Raw genomic sequence first — 16,495 nt, 5'->3', positions numbered from 1 at the left:
ATGTATTATATGGTGGTCTTGTAAGTAGATATTGTCTAATCCAAATTCGGTATCATTCAATTCAGAGGAAAAATCAATGTTTGAGCTTGGCCAACTGCGATGCTTCATCACGTTAGCTAACGAACTTAGTTTCCGTCGGGCTGCACAGAAGCTCAACATGACTCAGCCTCCGTTGAGCCGACAAATCCAGTTGCTGGAACACCAACTTGGAGTGCGTTTATTTGAGCGTTCGACTCGATCGGTGCAACTAACCTCGGCAGGTCAAGCTTTTCTCGTTGAGGCTATAAATATTATTGAGCAAACGAATAATGCTGTCGTAACGGTGAAACGTATCGCATTAGGCGAGATGGGGAATATTTCGATTAGTTTCGTTGCTTGCGCGGTTTATGAATATCTTCCAAAGGTGATCCAGCAAGTGCAGGATAAATATCCTTGTATCGGCTTCACTCTTAAAGAAATGCCTACTCCGGCGCAAATCAATGGCCTGCAGTTACGCAGAATGGATTTATGTATTGTTAGGGACCCTCCGTATATTGAAGGATTTATCAATGAGCTACTTGTGACTGAGTCGTTTGTATTGGCTATCCCTGCTGAACATCCCTTGGTTAACGTAGATAATTTGACCCCTGAATGCTTGGCTGGTCAACCTTTCATTACCTATGCGTCTTCAGGCTGGCGGCCATTTTATGAAATGATAGCTGCAGCGTTCCGTCGTCATAAAATACATCCCCAATATGCTCATTCTATTGAATCTACTGTGACTATATTATCTATGGTTAATAGTGGCTTGGGTATAGCTTTAGTTCCAGCCTGTAGTAAAAGCATCTGTTTTCCCAACATTGTGTTCAGAACCTTCGATATTGATCCAAATTTACGTAGTAATCTTTATTTAGTGTGGCGAGAGGATAATAAAAACCCTGTTTTGCCCGTTTTATTAGATATGTTAAGACATAAAGCTCATGATTATTTCTTGAGTACAGGATAAGTCTTTGCATAATGAGTTTAACTGCCTTACTAAAACATTATTTTAATTGATATTTAATATAGTACACGATTTTAACATACTGTTTTTATCTGGTTGCGCCCTTCGCAACTCTCTAATTTTAAAGCGATTTAACTCTATTAGCAGAAAAAATATCGAAAAACGATCGCTAACTCAGCCAACATGATTTTATGCTGGCTGACCCCGCCTAAAGTAATAAGACCTTCATATTTGACCAGCATTATGAATGGCAAAAAAATTTATAACATAATTAAAAATCATGCAAATACTCACGATAAAAATCGGCTTTTAGCGTTTTTAGCATCGTGTTACCGGTCAAGATCATATCGAATACCCATGCGTGCTATTTATATCAGCCGTTGCGGTAATGCTGGCAGAGTTTCTGGGTTTCTTTGCGAAAGATGCCCTGATCGCTGCCGACGGCGATAAACTTAAAACCTTTATTGATATAGCCGCGAATTTCGGATTCTTCAAAGGCGATAGTGCCCAAGGGCTTGCCATATTTATTAGCCATCCCAATGATATAATCAATGGTTTCCCTGACATGCGGATGACCCGGTTGCCCTAAATAGCCCAACGAGGCCGACAAGTCGCTCGGGCCGATAAACACGCCGTCCACACCCTCCACCGCTAAAATTTCCTCTATATTTTCCACGCCTTGCTTACTTTCTATTTGCACAAGTACCGAAATATTATCATTGATGATTTGCTGGTAGTTTGCCACGGTGCCAAAGCCATTGCTGCGTTGAGACACCGCGACACCACGCATGCCCTGAGGCGGATAGCGGGTGGCTGCGACGGCTTTGATCGCCTCTGCGCGGCTTTCGATCATCGGAATCAAAAAATTATAAAAGCCGATATCCAGCAAACGCTTGATGATTACCGGATCGTTTTGCGCAGGACGCACCACCGGCATGCTGCCGCTTCCTTTTAGTGCCATGAGCTGCAGCATCAACGAGTGTACATCGTTGGGCGCATGTTCGGCATCAAACATAATCCAGTCAAAACCGGCCAAACCAAGAATTTCGGCGGTAATGGGACTGACCAGCGAACTCCAGCAGCCGATAAGCGGCGTTTCCCCGGTTAGATTTTGGCGAAATAGATTGGGTATATAATTCTCATTCATAATAATTCTCATGACGTTAAGCTAAGATCGAACCTTAACATACGCATCAATGATGATGGTTGTCCAACCAATATGGGAATATTCGCTGCTAAGATCACATTTTCTCCAAAGATGATGAGACCTGCGACATAACCGCCCCATTTACAGGATTGCGGGGATTACTCGATTTCTTTATCAACATGCTGGACGATTAAATCCACTACCCGCCCGCTGTTCTTGGCCGCCAAAGCCTCAAGGATATTCAGATGTTCCTGATGCAACACGATTTTTTTTTCCGGAACAAAGCCATATTCGTTCCATGCGCTAACCCACAGTTGATGGATTTGCTGTTGCAAATTGGACAAGATAACGTTTTGGTTGAGCTCGGCCACTTTATTTTCAAAGCTTAAATCCAGGCCGCCATTCTCGTCATTCTCTTCATCGTCAATAAAGTCCCGCGCGTTATCCTCGATAAGGGTACGCAGTTGATTAATACCGCCGCGGGTGGCTTTGCGGGAATACTCTTCAAATATCGCGCGCTCGATTCCGGCCCGCGCCACGATCAGTTGTTGCATAAAATCCTTGGTGACGCCTGCTCCGGGCTGAAGGTAGATACCCATACCCCCCGTGCGTGGAGTGTGGGCCTGGGTCAGATAGGTACCGCTGCCCACGCGGGTTTCCAGCCGGCCCGACGCCTCCAGCACTTTCAGCGCCTGGCGGATGGATGTGCGGCTGACGCCCAGGCTTTCAGATAACTCGCGCTCCGAGGGCAATCGTTCACCGGGTTTGATACTACCGCTGTCCAGCAGATTGCTGAGTTGCTGAATTATCGTTTGGAATACATCGGTACGTTTAATCGGTACCATCGAAAATTTATTTTTATCCGGCATGTCCTTGTTCCCCTGAAAGCAAAATACTCATCCATGGTTAAGCCCGCGGGATGAGCGCCGCCCATGGCGCCGCCAACGCGAATGGCACGGCAATATTTTATGCAATTTTACCCAGCGGGTATAGATCCCGCCGCCATATCGGTTGGACAACTTTTATTGTACCAAAAAAATCAGCCGCCGATGGTGTTTTCATTGCATCCGCTCTCCTGTTGACGCGATATGATGGTCTCGCGCGACGGCTTGATCATTTTTCTCCAGGCAGCATCAGTAGGATGGTGAGCCCAAACGGGTGTCCATGTCGGCATTTACGCACTATCCAATTTCAAAAATGTGCGCCAGGATGGATTTTCTTTATAATTGGATGGACAACTTTCCAATATCCCTGAATAGTGTCTGTGTTTATTAATCCCGTACCCTACATAGAAAAGGGGATTGGCCGTGTATTCACAAGCAAAAAAAACCCACGCCAGATACGTTATTTTAGCATTAATTACCCTGGTGCTTACCCTCGCCACCGGCGACCGGGCAACGCTCTCAGTCGCCGGGCTCGATATGCAACGCGATCTGGGCATCTCTTCCATAGAAATCGGTTATCTGTTTTCCGTCTTCAGTTGGGCTTACGTCCTTTGCATGACGCCGGCCGGATGGGTGGCGGACAGGTTCGGCTCGAAGCTTGCCATGTTCCTTGGGGTACTGGTATGGTCCCTCGTCACGATATTAATGGGCTTTGTCAGTTACATCACCTTGGTTATCCCCGCCCTGCTGGTATTGCGCTTTTTGCTCGGCGTATGCGAATCCCCGGTGGGTCCTTCCGCGGGCCGGATCATCGCCGCCTGGTTTCCATCCGCCGAACGCGGCGTGGCCGGCGCCATATTCAACAGCGCCCAATATATCTCCATAGCCATGTTTATGCCTTTGATGGCATGGCTGTGCCATACCTTCGGCTGGCAGCACGTATTTATCGTGATGGGAATTCTGGGCATAGCGGTTGCGCTGGCGTGGGGAAAAATATTTTACGTGCCCATGAAACATCCGTGGGTTAACCAGGCGGAGTTAGATCATATCCAGCAAGGCGGTGGCTTGATCGACCTGGATATAGCCGTCGGCCAGGTCAACCGACAGCTTGACAGGAAAAAATCCGCCTCATGGTCGGATATCGGCCAGTTATTTAAAAGCCGGATGCTGGTAGGCATTTTTATCGCCCAATATTGCATCAACGCCATCACCTGGTTTTTTATGACCTGGTTCCCGATCTATTTAGTTAAAGAACGCGGTTTCACTATTCTGCACGCGGGATTTATGGCTTCTATCCCCGCCATTTGCGGTTTAGCGGGCGGTATCACCAGCGGATTTGTTTCCGACTGGCTGCTGCGCAAAACCGATAATCTTAGCCTGGCCCGTAAAGGCCCCATCACGGTCGGTCTGACCCTAAGCGCCAGCATGATGCTTTGCAACTATGTGCAAGCGGAATCGCTGGTGATTTTCTTTATGAGCCTCGCCTTCTTCGGCAAGGGTTTCGGCTCCCTGGGATGGGCGGTGGTGGCGGATACGGCACCCAAAAAAATCATTGGCACCACCGGCGGGATATTCAATTCCATCGGCAATCTGTCCGGCATCATTACGCCTGTCGTGATTGGTTATGTGCTGTCGATCACCGGCTCATTCCAGGCGGCACTGATCTTCGTTGGATCGCATGGCATCATCGCCGTATTGAGCTACTGGTTTATCGTCGGGAAAATTCAGCGCCTGGAGTTAACCCCCGCATCCCCACGTCCCGGACCTTCCGAGACGGTGACAAAATCATGAACGCCTTAATAACCTCAATGCCGCTCTACTGAGCCATAAAAGGCATATTTCCTGCAATATTTTCTGATTATTATGTACTAGACTGGAGAAGAAATGATGAGTAATCAATCTGATAATAGCCGGGTCATCAGGCTGGACGCCAAAGACAATGTCGTTGTCGCTCCCAATGAAATTTCCGCGGGCACCGTCATTGTCAGCGAGGGCGTGACGACGCTGCATCAGGTTCCCGCCGGCCATAAAATCGCGACCGTTTTTATTAAGAAAGGCGAGCCGGTATTAAAATACAATACTGTAATTGGTTTCGCCGGCGAGGATACCCCGCCCGGCAGCTGGATGCACAGTCATAATATTCTGTTTGATAACTTTGTCAGGGATTATGCCTTTAGCCAGAATTACCATCCGACCGATTATCTGCCGGAGGATCAGCGGGCCACATTCCAGGGTTTTGTCCGCGAAAACGGCAAGGTGGGCACCCGCAATTACATCGGGGTATTTGTGGTAGGTAACTGCGGCGCCACCGTGGCACGCAAGATTGCCGACTATTTTACCGATGAACGCCTGGCCGAATATGGCAATGTGGATGGCGTAGTGCCTTTTGTCCATGAGCTGGGCTGCGGTATGGAAATGACCGGCGAGCCGATGGATTTGCTGCGGCGCACCCTCGCCGGCTTTGTACGCAATCCTAATACCGCCGCCGCGCTGGTCGTGGCTCTCGGCTGCGAGCGCAACAATATCCACGGTTTTTTTGAACAGATGGGGCTGGAAGAAAGCGATACCGTGCGCAAACTGGTGATTCAGGATACCGGCGGCACCCGCAAGACGATCGAGAAAGGCATAGAGGAAGTTTACGCTATGTTGCCCAAGGCCAATAGCCATACCCGGCAAACCGTTTCCGCCGAACACATCTGCATCGGCATGCAATGCGGCGGCTCCGACGGTTTTTCCGGCCTGTCCGCCAACCCTTCGCTGGGCGCGGCGGTGGATATCCTGGTACGGCATGGCGGTACGGCCATTCTTTCGGAAACCACGGAAATCTTTGGCGTTGAGCACACCTTAACCGCGCGCGCCGTCACGCCGGCAGTGGGGCAGAAGCTGGTGGATCGCATCAACTGGTGGCTGAAATACAATGCGGGACGAGATACCCAGATTAATGGCCGCGTCAGTCCGGGCAATAACGCGGGCGGCCTGGCCAATGTTCTGGAAAAATCCCTTGGCGGCGCCAAAAAAGGCGGCAACGCGCCTTTAATGGAGGTTTATGAATACGCCTATCCCGTGACGGCCCATGGCCTGGTGTTTATGGACACCCCCGGGCTGGATCCGGTTTCCGCCACGGGGCAAATAGCCGGGGGCGCCAATCTGATCACTTTCACCACCGGCCGCGGTTCTTGTTTCGGTTCGGTGCCTTCGCCCTGTATCAAGCTGGCCAGTAATACCCCGATGTACAACCGCATGGAAGAAGATATGGATATCAATTGCGGCGTCGTGATTGATGGTGAAAAAACCATCCAGGAAATGGGCCAAATCATTTTCGAGAAGATCCTGCGCGTCGCATCCGGTGAACAGAGCAAAAGCGAGGCCCTGGGCGTGGGCGAAAACGAGTTTGTCCCCTGGCCTATCGGTGTACTGGCCTGAGTTATCGCCGTACCAATCTATCCCGCAACGGGCGCGGGATAGATTAATTGGATCAACCAATATTCCGCAACGATCTTTACATCAACACTTTAGTGCTCCAAGGCATTTTTAACCGCGGCATGGCGGTATTAAATGTGAAGCGTATCATCAAATTCATAAAAATTGGTTGGACAACATTCCAATTTAGCTCACTATAAAAGCTGATAACCATTTCGAAAACGAGGGAATACCATGACTTACCGCAGCAATTTTAAACCCGGCTCCACCCGTTGGGCCGTCCGCCGTAGTCAATGGCGCAGCATGGGCATTAGCGACGAGGATATGCTCAAACCGAAAATCGCCGTGATTAATACATCCAACTCACTGTCGTGTTGTTATATCCATCTTGATGAGATCTCCAAAAAAGTTCAGGAAGCCATTCGGGCCGCAGGCGGTTTGCCTTTTGAGATACGCACGGTGGCGCCGAGCGACTTTGTCACCAGCGCCGGTAAAAAAGCCCGGTATCTGATGCCGACCCGCGATCTGATTGTCAATGAAATCGAAGTGATGGTGGAAGGCGCGGTGCTTGACGGCATGATTTGCCTGTCTTCCTGCGATAAAACCACGCCCGCGCACCTGATGGCGGCGGCGCGGCTTAATATTCCCGCGATGTTGCTGACCTGCGGCTACCAAATCGGCGGCAAATGCCACAGTGAAAAATTTGTCGATATCGATGATGTCTATGAATCCATCGGCGCGGTGGAAACCGGTACTATGACACTCGAAGAACTCACGGATATGACCGAGGCCGCGATTCAGTCCCCCGGCGTTTGCGCCGGGCTGGGCACCGCCAACTCCATGCATATCGTCGCCGAAGCGCTGGGCATGTCGCTCACCGGCAACTCGCCTATTTGGGCCAACAGTCGCCGGCTGCGCGAATACGCCCAGGCGGCCGGCAAACGCATCGTCGAACTGGTGGAGCAAGATATTCGCCCGCGCGATATTCTCACCGTCGAGGCTATTGAAAACGCCATTATGGCGGTACAGGCGGTGGGCGGCTCAGTTAACACCGTGCGTCATATTTCCGCCATCGCGACCGAAGCGGATTTACCCGTCGATGTGATCGGTCTATATGAAACCCTGGCCGATAAAATCAGCCTGCTGACCGCGGTGCGGCCCAATGGCCCGTTCCGGACCGAGGATTTGGATGTGGCCGGCGGAACGCCGGGCGTATTGTCGCGTCTGAAAGACCTGATTCATCTGGATTGCATGACGGTGAACGGCCATACGGTTGGGGAAAACATCGCCTCCGTGGAGGTCAAAAACAACGATGTGATCCGTCCCATCAATAACCCGATCAGCCAACGACCGGGCGTCGCGATTTTCCGCGGCAATATGGCGCCGGACGGCTCGATAGTGAAACTGTCGGCGGTTTCGCCTGAGCTGCATGAATTTAGCGGTCCCGCCAATATTTTCGACGGCGAGGACGAAGCGATCTCGGCGCTGGGCAACGGCAAAATACAACCCGGGGATGTGGTGGTGCTGCGCAACATGGGCGTGATGGGCGGTCCGGGTACCGTGTTCGCCGCCAGTTTTGTCGCCGCCCTCAACGGCGCGGGCATTGCCCGGCACGTGGCGGTGGTCACCGACGGCGAGCTGTCCGGACTCAATCGCGGGATCGTAGTCGGCCAGTTGATGCCGGAAGCCGCGGCCGGCGGTCCGCTGGCCATTGTGCGGCAAGGAGAAAAAATCACCATTGACGTGGTTAAACGCCGTATCGATGTGGATATCAGCAACCAGGAACTGCAGCAGCGTTTAAACGACTGGCAACCCCTTAAACGGGAGGCGGACGGCGGTTGGTTATCCCAATACGTGCAGTTGGTGCAACCCATCGCCCAGGGCGCGGTGCTGGGCAAACGCAAAGTGCATGAAAAATAATTGTCCTGAGCGCCTGCCTGCCATGCTGGCGCGAGACTTACCAGGCCCGAAGGAGTTCAAAGATGATGACATACCGTGAAAATGCCAGGGCTCTCCCCGTCGCCTGGCAGGTGGACGTATTGGTGGCCGGCGGCGGCCCGTCAGGCGTAGCCGCGGCGACTGCGGCGGCCCGGGCCGGCCAGGACACCATGATGATCGAACGTTATGGCTTTTGCGGCGGCATGGCCACCGCCGGTATGTCGGGGGCTATTTGCGGTTTGTTCACTTCCGGCAAGTCGGCGCCCTTGCGCCAGTTGGTGCACGGTTTTGCCGGCGAGTTTTATCACCATCTGCAAACACGCGGCGCGGTCAGCGCTCCCTTTGCCTTTGGCGAAACCGCTCTGGTGGTGCACGACCCGCATGTCTGGAAGGAAATAGCCGACGATCTGCTGGCGGAAAGCGGCGCTAAAGTGCTGTTCCATACCCAGATGACCGACGTTGTCATGGAGAATGGCCGATTGAAAGGCGTAATCATCGAGAACAAAAGCGGTCGACAGGTGATCCTCGCCAAGCGTTTTATCGACGCCACCGGCGATGGCGATCTCTGCGTCAGGGCCGGAGTGCCCCATACGGTGGGGCGCAACGGCATGGTGCAATACCCCACGATGGTGTTCCGTATGAATAATGTGGATATAGCCCGCGGTATCGGCCATCCGGTGTCGCGATTGGAAGCCTGGGTAGACGAAGCCCAGCGCCAGGGTTACCGCCTGCCGCGCCGGCATATTTACCTGCTGCCCTCCCCGCGTCCCAATGAAGTGATGTGCAATGTCACCAGTATCCTGCGCGATGACGGCATGCCGATTGATGCCACCAGCGCAGTGGACCTGACCTTTGCCGAGCAGCAGGGACGCCGGCAAATCAGGGAGTATGAGCGTTTTTTGCAAAACTTCGTGCCCGGTTTCGAGCAGGCCCGTATTAATGATGTCGCGGCGCAGATCGGCATTCGCCAGAGCCGCACTATTCGAGGACAGGCCACCCTGACCAACGACGATGTCCTGAACGCGCGCAAAAGCCAACGTTCCGTCGCGAAAAGCGCATGGTGTATTGAGGCGCATAACCGGGAAGGGATTTATATGTTTTATCTGGATAACGACTATTACGACATCCCCTATGACACCCTGCTGCCCGAGCATGTTCCCAATCTGATTACCGCCGGGCGCGCTTTATGCGCCGAACATGAGGCGCTGGCCTCCGCGCGCGTCACCGCGCAGTGTTTCCTTACCGGTTACGCCGCGGGTACGGCCGCGGCGCTTTCGCTGCGCCAGGGCGTGGCGTTTGACCGCGTGGACGTCGCCGAACTGCAATCGATTATTGAATACCAACGTTGACCCTACCCCGAGTTACTTTAATGGAGATGTGGAATGAAACCGATTTTAGGCTTTATCGGCCTGGGCATCATGGGCAAACCCATGGTTCGCAATCTGCTGGCGGCCGGTTATGAAGTGCATGTCTATAGTATTTTCGCGCAAGATATCGAAGAGGTCGCCTGCGATGGCGCCAACGGGCAGCCGAACAATGCCGAAGTAGCGCGCCGGGCGGACATCATTATTACCATGGTGCCCAACACCCCGCAGGTGGAAGAGGTGGTATTCGGCCAGGACGGCGTGGCGGAGGCGTTGGGCGAAGGAAAAATCTGGATGGATATGAGCACCATCTCCTCTCTGGCCACCCGCGAATTTGCCGAACGAATCAGGCAAACCGGGGCGCGCATGCTGGATGCGCCGGTCAGCGGCGGCGATAAAGGCGCCAAAGGCGGCACGCTATCCATTATGGTGGGCGGTGAACCCGACGTGTTTCAGCGCTGTTTGCCGATACTGCAAATACTTGGCGAACGGATTACCCATGTGGGCGGCAATGGCGCCGGCCAGGTTGTGAAATCCTGTAATCAGGTGCTGGCGGCGGCGACCATGGCCGCGCTGGGTGAATCCCTGGTCATGGGGACCAAAGCCGGCGTCGATCCCCGCAAAATCGTCGAGGTGCTATCAGCAGGTTACGCCCGCTGCGGCGCGTTGGATATTCGTGGCGGCCAAATACTCGAACGCAATTTTGCGCCGGGTTTTATGACGCGACTGCAATATAAAGATTTGGGCCTGGCAATGGAATTAAGCAAAGGTATCAACGTGCCGATGCCCATCGCCGGACTGGTACACGAACTTTATAAAACATGCATGGCACAGGGCGACGGCAATGAAGATCATTCAAATATCATCAAGGTCTTTGAACAGATGGCCGGAATTAATATGGCGGCCGGCGGCACGGCCGATCAACAGGAAATTATCAGGTAAACCCTAATATCGGGAATATATCGGCCCGCATCATGGGCCCATGATGCGGGCCGATACCGGAAAAGGGAAACGGCCCGGGTACCCGGCAGGTAACCGGCTATAAAACGTATCGTCTCAAAACGGCATCCGGCCGGTTTCGCACGCTATTTTTTGCCATTGATTAACGATACGCATAGCGGCCACCGCCGCGCCGTAGCCGTTGTCGATATTTACAGTGCAGACGCCGCCGGCGCAGCTGGCCAAGCAAGCGTGCAGGGCCGCCTCGCCGCCCCTGGACACGCCGTAGCCCACGGAGGTGGGCACGGCAATTAACGCCGCGTCCACCAGTCCGGCCAGCACAGTCGGCAATGCGGCCTCCATGCCGGCCACCGCAATAATCACGCCATAAGCGCGCAATCGCGGCAGTTGATCCAACAGCCGCCACAGCCCCGCCACCCCCACATCCTGAAAAAGATCGGCGCCGACCCCATGATGGTTCAAGGTTATAAGCGTTTCCTGGCATACCGGCAGGTCGGATGACCCGCCCGAGACAATGGCAACCCGCGCCGGTCCTGCCGGAACCGGCGTCGCGCCCAATTGAGCGCAGCGACCTACCGCATCGTAGTTCAGTCGCCGCCGCCAATCGCTAGACAGATCGGCAAACTGCCTGGGCGAAAGCCGCGTCAACAGCAAAGGAACGCTCCGCGCGCCGGCCTGGACCAAAGCGGCTTCAATTTGTGATGAGGATTTGTATTCGCACAGTACCGCCTCGGCATAGCCGCACCGCGCCTGCCGGGCAAAATCCATGGTGATGGCATCCATGTCAGCGTTATTCACCGTGGACCTCCTGCGCGCCGCCCCGGAGGTCCACGGTATCGCAAAGCGGCGCCGCTTTGTCGCCGACAAACGCAGCTCCCCGCCGGTAATCGGCCAGCGCGACCGGCAAACGCAGGCCGCAATCATCCGCCATTACGGCGATACATGCGGATATCGTCACCCGGCGTTCCGGCGTCAGTTGCGCCAGCGTCTCGCTATCGAGTTCGAGCACCAGCGCCGATCGCCTAACGCGCAAGCGTATCGTCCGCGCCGGGATCTCCGCTCTGGCCCACGCCTCGACGCGCTCAATCAAGCCCAATTGGCGCGGATCGATGTTAATGCCGGTTTCCACCCGGCTGGACAGGCACGGCGAGGCAGGCAGGTCCTGTAAATCGGTCAGTTTTAATAAGCGCGCCATATGGCGTATGGCCGTTTTATCGACCCCCGCCTCAATATAGGGATGCCGGATCTCCTGTTCCCGCGCCGCGATCAACCCGGGCCGGTAATCATCCAGATCGTCAAGATTGGTGCCTGAGACCACCTGTCCGCAGTCAAGCGAACGCAACCGCTGATACAGGCAGCTTTTACAGTAATAGCAGCGGTTGACCGGATTAGCCCGGTAAGCGTCATGGGACATCTCGCCGGTATCGACCCAGGCCACCCGCCAGCCATAGCGTTCGGCATAAGCGTTGACCCTCAGGGTATCCGCTTTGGGCACCGCCGCCGAGCAGGCATGACCGATCAGTGCCCCATCTCCCATCATACGCTGGGCAACAAACGCCAGCAGCATGCTATCGATGCCGCCGCTGACCGCAACGGTGCACGTGCCGATACCGCGTAGCACTGCTTGCAGGCGGTTAAGCGCCGGGTAATCTTCCATAAGATGCTTCATGAGGATTTCTCCTGTGGCGGCGGGAGGGAACCGGGGGGCCGGTGTTCAATGTCCGCTTTGATTTCCTGGCGCGCCCAGTGTCCGCCGGGATAAAGGGCCAGTTCGTCAGCTTCGATTTTGCAGGTGCGGACGCCGTCAGGCCGCAGGGCGTATTTTACCGCCCAATCGCCATCCTCCCGGCATACCGTTGCGCCTTCGCGGGGCAGTACCGCCCGTTCGGCGAGCCAATAGCGCACCCCCAGGGTGGATGTTTCCATAAATACCGCCGACAGGATGTCCAGCACATATTCCGGCAGACAGAGCAATTCCAGACGCATCACCCACCGGTTCTTTTTGCCCTGCAGCGTCTGGCTGGTGATATCGACCACGCCGCATACGGTGCGCAGGTTTTGCTGCGCAATGGCCAACAGTTCGGGCGTCATATCATCGATATCACACTGCAAGATCGAGATCTGTTCCGTGCTCCAAGATGCCTGCGGCGTCAGCGGGCAGACGCGCAGCAGGTTGGCTTTACCGGCAAGCTGTCTGCGGCCGAAGCCATACCCTATACGGCCGGCCCGGCCCGGTCGCGTCCGGCTGCCCGGCTTCAGCCAGGCAAGGATCGCGGCGCCGGTAGGCGTAACCCGCTCACCCGGTTGGTTATCGTCACGCCAGTGAAAATCGCGCAGCAAGGCAAGCGTAGCCGGCGCGGGCACGGGTATTTCGCCATGGGCGCAGTTCACCGTGCCGCCGCCCCAGGGCAGAGGGGAAACCGACCAGCTTTGCGCGCCGCTGGAGACGGCCAGGAAAGCGGCGCTGATAATATCCGCCAGCGCGTCGGTCGCGCCGACTTCGTGCAAGTGCACCTGTTCCGCCGCAATACCGTGAACTTGCCCTTCCGCTGCTACCAGCAATGTATAGATCGCCAGCGCGCCGGCGCGCACCGGTTCCGGCAGCGGCGCCCTGCGCAGCCAGGCATTGATAGCCGGCCAACTGAAATGATCGGGATTATTTACCGCGCGCGGCACGTCAAGCCTGCCGGCCCCCGGTGGACTGGCGGTAAAAGCGGTAAATTTACCGGTGCTGAGATGGCGGGTATCCTCCGCCGGGTTATCTCCCACCGTTACCTGGAAGCGATATCCCGTCAGGCCGTGATCGCGCGCAGAGGCCAACGCCACCGCCACGGGAACGGGAAAATCAAGACCCGCAAGCAAATCCAGCAGCGGCTGCCGCAATCCGGGAAACGCGTCCAGCATCGCGGCGGCGAACATATCTCCCGCGATCCCGCCCACCACATCCAGGTGAATATGCATCTAACCTGCCTCCCCATTGCCTCGGGGTCCGCGACTCATCACGATACCCATTGCCCCAAATCGGTGAAATTATCATCTTCGTCAAATGCCATTTCCCCCGCCTGGCCGATCACCCGGATATCCGGGTGAGCCTCGGCCTCAGCCAGCATATTTTCCGAGATATAAATATTTTCAACACTCATCGTATTGGCGATGCGCACGATATTGATCTGGTTTATGTCGCCGATATTGCAGGTTTTAATCGCCGTCTGGATGGCAAGCTTATCGGAATTCATGATGACCGGTATCTTGCCCGACTGAATAACCGTCGACGTCAGGAAATTCGGATAAGTGATGTCAAAATCGATTTTATTGAACAACCTGCGCGTCGAGATATCGGCAAACCCCATGCCGTTGGCATTGCCATGGCTTTTATCGCTTAAATCAAACACCACCAGCCGGCTGGGATTGAGGGGAGAGGCCGGTTGAACAAACGGCGTCGCTGCGCGGCCGGTAACATTGCAATCCATACCTGAACCTGAAAAATCCTTACCCATTTGATCAACCAGCAAAATATCCACCTTGGCGAATTTTATCTGCGGTAGATTTTTCTTGGATTCGGTCAATAGCCGTTGTTCCGTTTCCAGCAAAGTTTCGGCAGGAATGGCCACAATATTGGCCGTACGATCGTAGGCGTTTTCTAAAATACCGACGCCAAACAGGATATTTGACCTGGCAAGCTTAACCTTGGCCATCTCGACAATGTTGGCGGCCATGGTGCCGAAACCATAGGTATGACACGCATCCGCCCCCTCCTGTTTACCCAGCCCGATAGTGATCATTTTGACCACGCCGCTTTCAATCGGCCCGGTAAAACCGGTATGGGCTTTGATACGGTTAATCACCACGATGCCATCCGCCGACATGGCGTTTTTATCCATCAACACCGGCAGGCCGTTGTCCAGTTCCCCCAGTTTTACCACCGCCATGGAGGATTTAATCGGACAACCGGCGCTGCTTTGCGTGACGCCCAAACTAGCCAGCACGTCGATTTGACCTTCGGCAGTGGCGCCGCCGTGACTGCCCATGGCCGGCACGATAAACGGCTGCGCGCCGCAGGCTTGCAGTTGCGACACCACCTGTTTGACAATTTCCGGCAGTGCGGCGATGCCGCGGCTGCCTACCGCCACGGCGATGGTCATTCCCGGCAAGATTTTTGCCTGGATAGCGGGTTTGGCAAACTCGTTCGCCACGGCGGCGGCGATATCCGTCAAGGTTTCTCCGGCGAAGAGCTGTTTGGCCCTAATCATGCGCGGAATACGCACCGGTTTTAATAAATTATCTATTATGCTCATGTCTCCTCCCTGTGGCGGCGGCCTAATGGACCTTGCCGGGCAGATACTGCGCCGCAGGCAGATTAAGCTCCAGCCGTTGCAATTTGCCGACTATTACCCAGTAACTGAGGATGGCCAACAAACCATGAATGCCAACGTAGACTAATGCGGCATGGAATGAACCGGTTCGGGCCAGCAAATAGCCGATGACCACCGGGGTGATGATGCCGGAGACGTTGCCCAGAGCATTCATCAGGCCGGCGGTGGTGCCGACGATACGTTTCGGGGCACAATCGGCAATCACCGTAAAACCCAAATTACCGAATCCTTTGCCAAAAAACGCCGCGCTCATCAACCCCACCACTGCCCAACTGCTGTCCACATAATTGCAACCTACCATAAAAGTGGTCAGCGTCAGGCCGAAGGTAATGGGAATTTTACGGGCAATGGACAACGAGCCGGTTCTTTTTAATAAATAATCCGAGAAAAAGCCGCTGCTGATACCGCCGATCCAACCGCAAATCGCAGGAACCGTAGCAATGAAGCCGGCTTCGAGAATCGATAATCCGCGCTCCTTGACCAAGTAAATCGGAAACCAGGAGAGAAAAAACCAGGTAATTGAGGTTATACAATATTGGCTGATAAATATTCCCACCAACATTCTGCTTTTAAATAATTGACCGAATTCACTTAGCGTGGCGCCTTTGACTTTTTGTTGTTTACCCTCCGCATCACGTATATCGGCATCCAGTTCAACCAGGCCTCCGCCCGCTTTTATATATTCCAGTTCAGCCGGGTTGATTTTTTTATGTTTGGTCGGTACTTCAAATAGCTTGCCCCAAAACAGCGCTAATAGTAATCCGATTGCCCCCATAACGATAAAGACATGCTGCCAGCCAAAAACATGGCATAGCCAGCCCATCAGAGGGGTGAATATCGCCATGGAGAGGTAGGCTGCGCTATTGAATATCGAACCGGAAATACCCCGTTCGCTAGAGGGAAACCAGGCGGCGATAATGCGTCCGGCGGACGGCCCCACCGGCGATTCGGCTATCCCCAGCAAAAAACGCAGGGCCAGTAATGCCGGCAAAACCAGGGTAAGATAGCTGACAAAGCCCATCATCACGGTAAATAACGACCACAGCAGGATGCCCCAGAACATCGCCTGTTTAGAGCCGATTTTATCTGCCAGCCAGCCGGCAGGCACCTGGCAAATAACATAGGACCAGCTAAAAATTGAAAATAAATAACCCAGCGCCACGGGGGTGATGCCCAGATCTGCCGACATGGCGCTACCGGCAATGGATAAAGTGGCGCGGTCAGCGGTGCTCAATGCCAGCGATAAGGTAATCAGGGCCAGCATGACGAACCTATATTGAGTTCGTTTAGGCGTAATAGTATTCATGACATGCTCTCGGCATTAAAGTATGCCGAGAGCCTGATAATAGGCGCCGGCATACGGTGGATTGTAGGGTATAATTAAGTTTATTGTTTTCACTATGCTAATAGTAATAACCAAAATATCA

Annotated in this window: 13 protein-coding genes; 6 read left to right on the top strand and 7 right to left on the bottom strand. The window is 54.1% G+C overall.

The features are described 5' to 3' along the window. Positions 1-76 precede the first annotated feature (76 nt). Complete coding sequence (locus ACL2XP_RS09040; protein ID WP_413738428.1) at positions 77-985, top strand: LysR family transcriptional regulator; 909 nt, start codon at positions 77-79, stop codon at positions 983-985. 370 nt (positions 986-1,355) lie between these two features. On the opposite strand, the gene garL is transcribed toward ACL2XP_RS09040, so the two are convergent. Then, on the bottom strand, positions 1,356-2,129 hold the full coding sequence (garL, locus tag ACL2XP_RS09035; protein WP_413738427.1) for a 2-dehydro-3-deoxyglucarate aldolase: 774 nt from the start codon (positions 2,127-2,129) through the stop codon (positions 1,356-1,358). 158 nt (positions 2,130-2,287) lie between these two features. Continuing rightward, the gene (locus tag ACL2XP_RS09030; RefSeq protein WP_413738426.1) at positions 2,288-2,998 is read right to left on the bottom strand and encodes a FadR/GntR family transcriptional regulator; all 711 of its coding nucleotides are present in this window, start codon (positions 2,996-2,998) and stop codon (positions 2,288-2,290) included. A 432-nt stretch (positions 2,999-3,430) separates the two neighbouring features. Between ACL2XP_RS09030 and ACL2XP_RS09025 the strand changes: the two genes are divergently transcribed. From ACL2XP_RS09025 to ACL2XP_RS09005, 5 genes are all read left to right on the top strand, one after another. Next, positions 3,431-4,804 carry an MFS transporter gene (locus ACL2XP_RS09025; RefSeq protein ID WP_413738425.1) on the top strand — a complete coding sequence of 458 codons (1,374 nt, stop codon included), beginning with the start codon at positions 3,431-3,433 and terminating at the stop codon, positions 4,802-4,804. A 93-nt stretch (positions 4,805-4,897) separates the two neighbouring features. Then, a complete protein-coding gene (locus ACL2XP_RS09020) occupies positions 4,898-6,436 on the top strand; it encodes a UxaA family hydrolase (RefSeq protein ID WP_413738423.1) in 1,539 nt (512 codons plus the stop codon). A 231-nt stretch (positions 6,437-6,667) separates the two neighbouring features. Then, positions 6,668-8,353: a dihydroxy-acid dehydratase gene (locus ACL2XP_RS09015; protein ID WP_413738422.1), complete on the top strand. Its 1,686-nt coding sequence runs from the start codon at positions 6,668-6,670 to the stop codon at positions 8,351-8,353. A 62-nt stretch (positions 8,354-8,415) separates the two neighbouring features. Continuing rightward, positions 8,416-9,720: an FAD-dependent oxidoreductase gene (locus ACL2XP_RS09010; RefSeq protein ID WP_413738421.1), complete on the top strand. Its 1,305-nt coding sequence runs from the start codon at positions 8,416-8,418 to the stop codon at positions 9,718-9,720. Between the two features lie 33 nt (positions 9,721-9,753). Continuing rightward, complete coding sequence (locus ACL2XP_RS09005; RefSeq protein ID WP_413738420.1) at positions 9,754-10,677, top strand: NAD(P)-dependent oxidoreductase; 924 nt, start codon at positions 9,754-9,756, stop codon at positions 10,675-10,677. Between the two features lie 114 nt (positions 10,678-10,791). Here the strand turns inward: ACL2XP_RS09005 and larB are convergent, their stop codons facing one another. The 5 genes from larB to ACL2XP_RS08980 are packed head-to-tail and all read right to left on the bottom strand — an operon-like array spanning position 10,792 to position 16,374. Further along, on the bottom strand, positions 10,792-11,493 hold the full coding sequence (gene larB / locus ACL2XP_RS09000; RefSeq protein WP_413738419.1) for a nickel pincer cofactor biosynthesis protein LarB: 702 nt from the start codon (positions 11,491-11,493) through the stop codon (positions 10,792-10,794). Further along, on the bottom strand, positions 11,486-12,364 hold the full coding sequence (locus ACL2XP_RS08995; protein ID WP_413738418.1) for a hypothetical protein: 879 nt from the start codon (positions 12,362-12,364) through the stop codon (positions 11,486-11,488). The genes larB and ACL2XP_RS08995 overlap by 8 nt, the downstream gene beginning before the upstream one ends. Then, the gene (locus ACL2XP_RS08990) at positions 12,361-13,656 is read right to left on the bottom strand and encodes a LarC family nickel insertion protein (RefSeq protein ID WP_413738417.1); all 1,296 of its coding nucleotides are present in this window, start codon (positions 13,654-13,656) and stop codon (positions 12,361-12,363) included. The genes ACL2XP_RS08995 and ACL2XP_RS08990 overlap by 4 nt, the downstream gene beginning before the upstream one ends. 38 nt (positions 13,657-13,694) lie before the next feature. Beyond that, positions 13,695-14,990: a lactate racemase domain-containing protein gene (locus ACL2XP_RS08985; protein ID WP_413738416.1), complete on the bottom strand. Its 1,296-nt coding sequence runs from the start codon at positions 14,988-14,990 to the stop codon at positions 13,695-13,697. A 22-nt stretch (positions 14,991-15,012) separates the two neighbouring features. Next, entirely contained in the window at positions 15,013-16,374 is a 1,362-nt protein-coding gene (locus ACL2XP_RS08980) for an MFS transporter (RefSeq protein WP_413738415.1), read from the bottom strand. Positions 16,375-16,495: the final 121 nt, after the last annotated feature.

Source organism: Sodalis sp. RH21 (genome assembly GCF_047324175.1).
GTDB lineage: Bacteria > Pseudomonadota > Gammaproteobacteria > Enterobacterales > Enterobacteriaceae > Acerihabitans.
The sequence above is the reverse complement of the archived record's forward strand: the minus strand, read 5'-3'. Positions and strand labels throughout refer to the sequence as shown.

What these genes read in the sequence shown, in the direction of transcription:
- ACL2XP_RS09040 (WP_413738428.1), top strand. Translation starts at nt 77, where the DNA reads ATGTTTGAGCTTGGCCAACTGCGATGCTTCATCACGTTAGCTAACGAA.
- garL (WP_413738427.1), bottom strand. Translation starts at nt 2,129, where the DNA reads ATGAATGAGAATTATATACCCAATCTATTTCGCCAAAATCTAACCGGG.
- ACL2XP_RS09030 (WP_413738426.1), bottom strand. Translation starts at nt 2,998, where the DNA reads ATGCCGGATAAAAATAAATTTTCGATGGTACCGATTAAACGTACCGAT.
- ACL2XP_RS09020 (WP_413738423.1), top strand. Translation starts at nt 4,898, where the DNA reads ATGATGAGTAATCAATCTGATAATAGCCGGGTCATCAGGCTGGACGCC.
- ACL2XP_RS09015 (WP_413738422.1), top strand. Translation starts at nt 6,668, where the DNA reads ATGACTTACCGCAGCAATTTTAAACCCGGCTCCACCCGTTGGGCCGTC.
- ACL2XP_RS09010 (WP_413738421.1), top strand. Translation starts at nt 8,416, where the DNA reads ATGATGACATACCGTGAAAATGCCAGGGCTCTCCCCGTCGCCTGGCAG.
- ACL2XP_RS09005 (WP_413738420.1), top strand. Translation starts at nt 9,754, where the DNA reads ATGAAACCGATTTTAGGCTTTATCGGCCTGGGCATCATGGGCAAACCC.
- ACL2XP_RS08995 (WP_413738418.1), bottom strand. Translation starts at nt 12,364, where the DNA reads ATGAAGCATCTTATGGAAGATTACCCGGCGCTTAACCGCCTGCAAGCA.
- ACL2XP_RS08990 (WP_413738417.1), bottom strand. Translation starts at nt 13,656, where the DNA reads ATGCATATTCACCTGGATGTGGTGGGCGGGATCGCGGGAGATATGTTC.
- ACL2XP_RS08985 (WP_413738416.1), bottom strand. Translation starts at nt 14,990, where the DNA reads ATGAGCATAATAGATAATTTATTAAAACCGGTGCGTATTCCGCGCATG.
- ACL2XP_RS08980 (WP_413738415.1), bottom strand. Translation starts at nt 16,374, where the DNA reads ATGAATACTATTACGCCTAAACGAACTCAATATAGGTTCGTCATGCTG.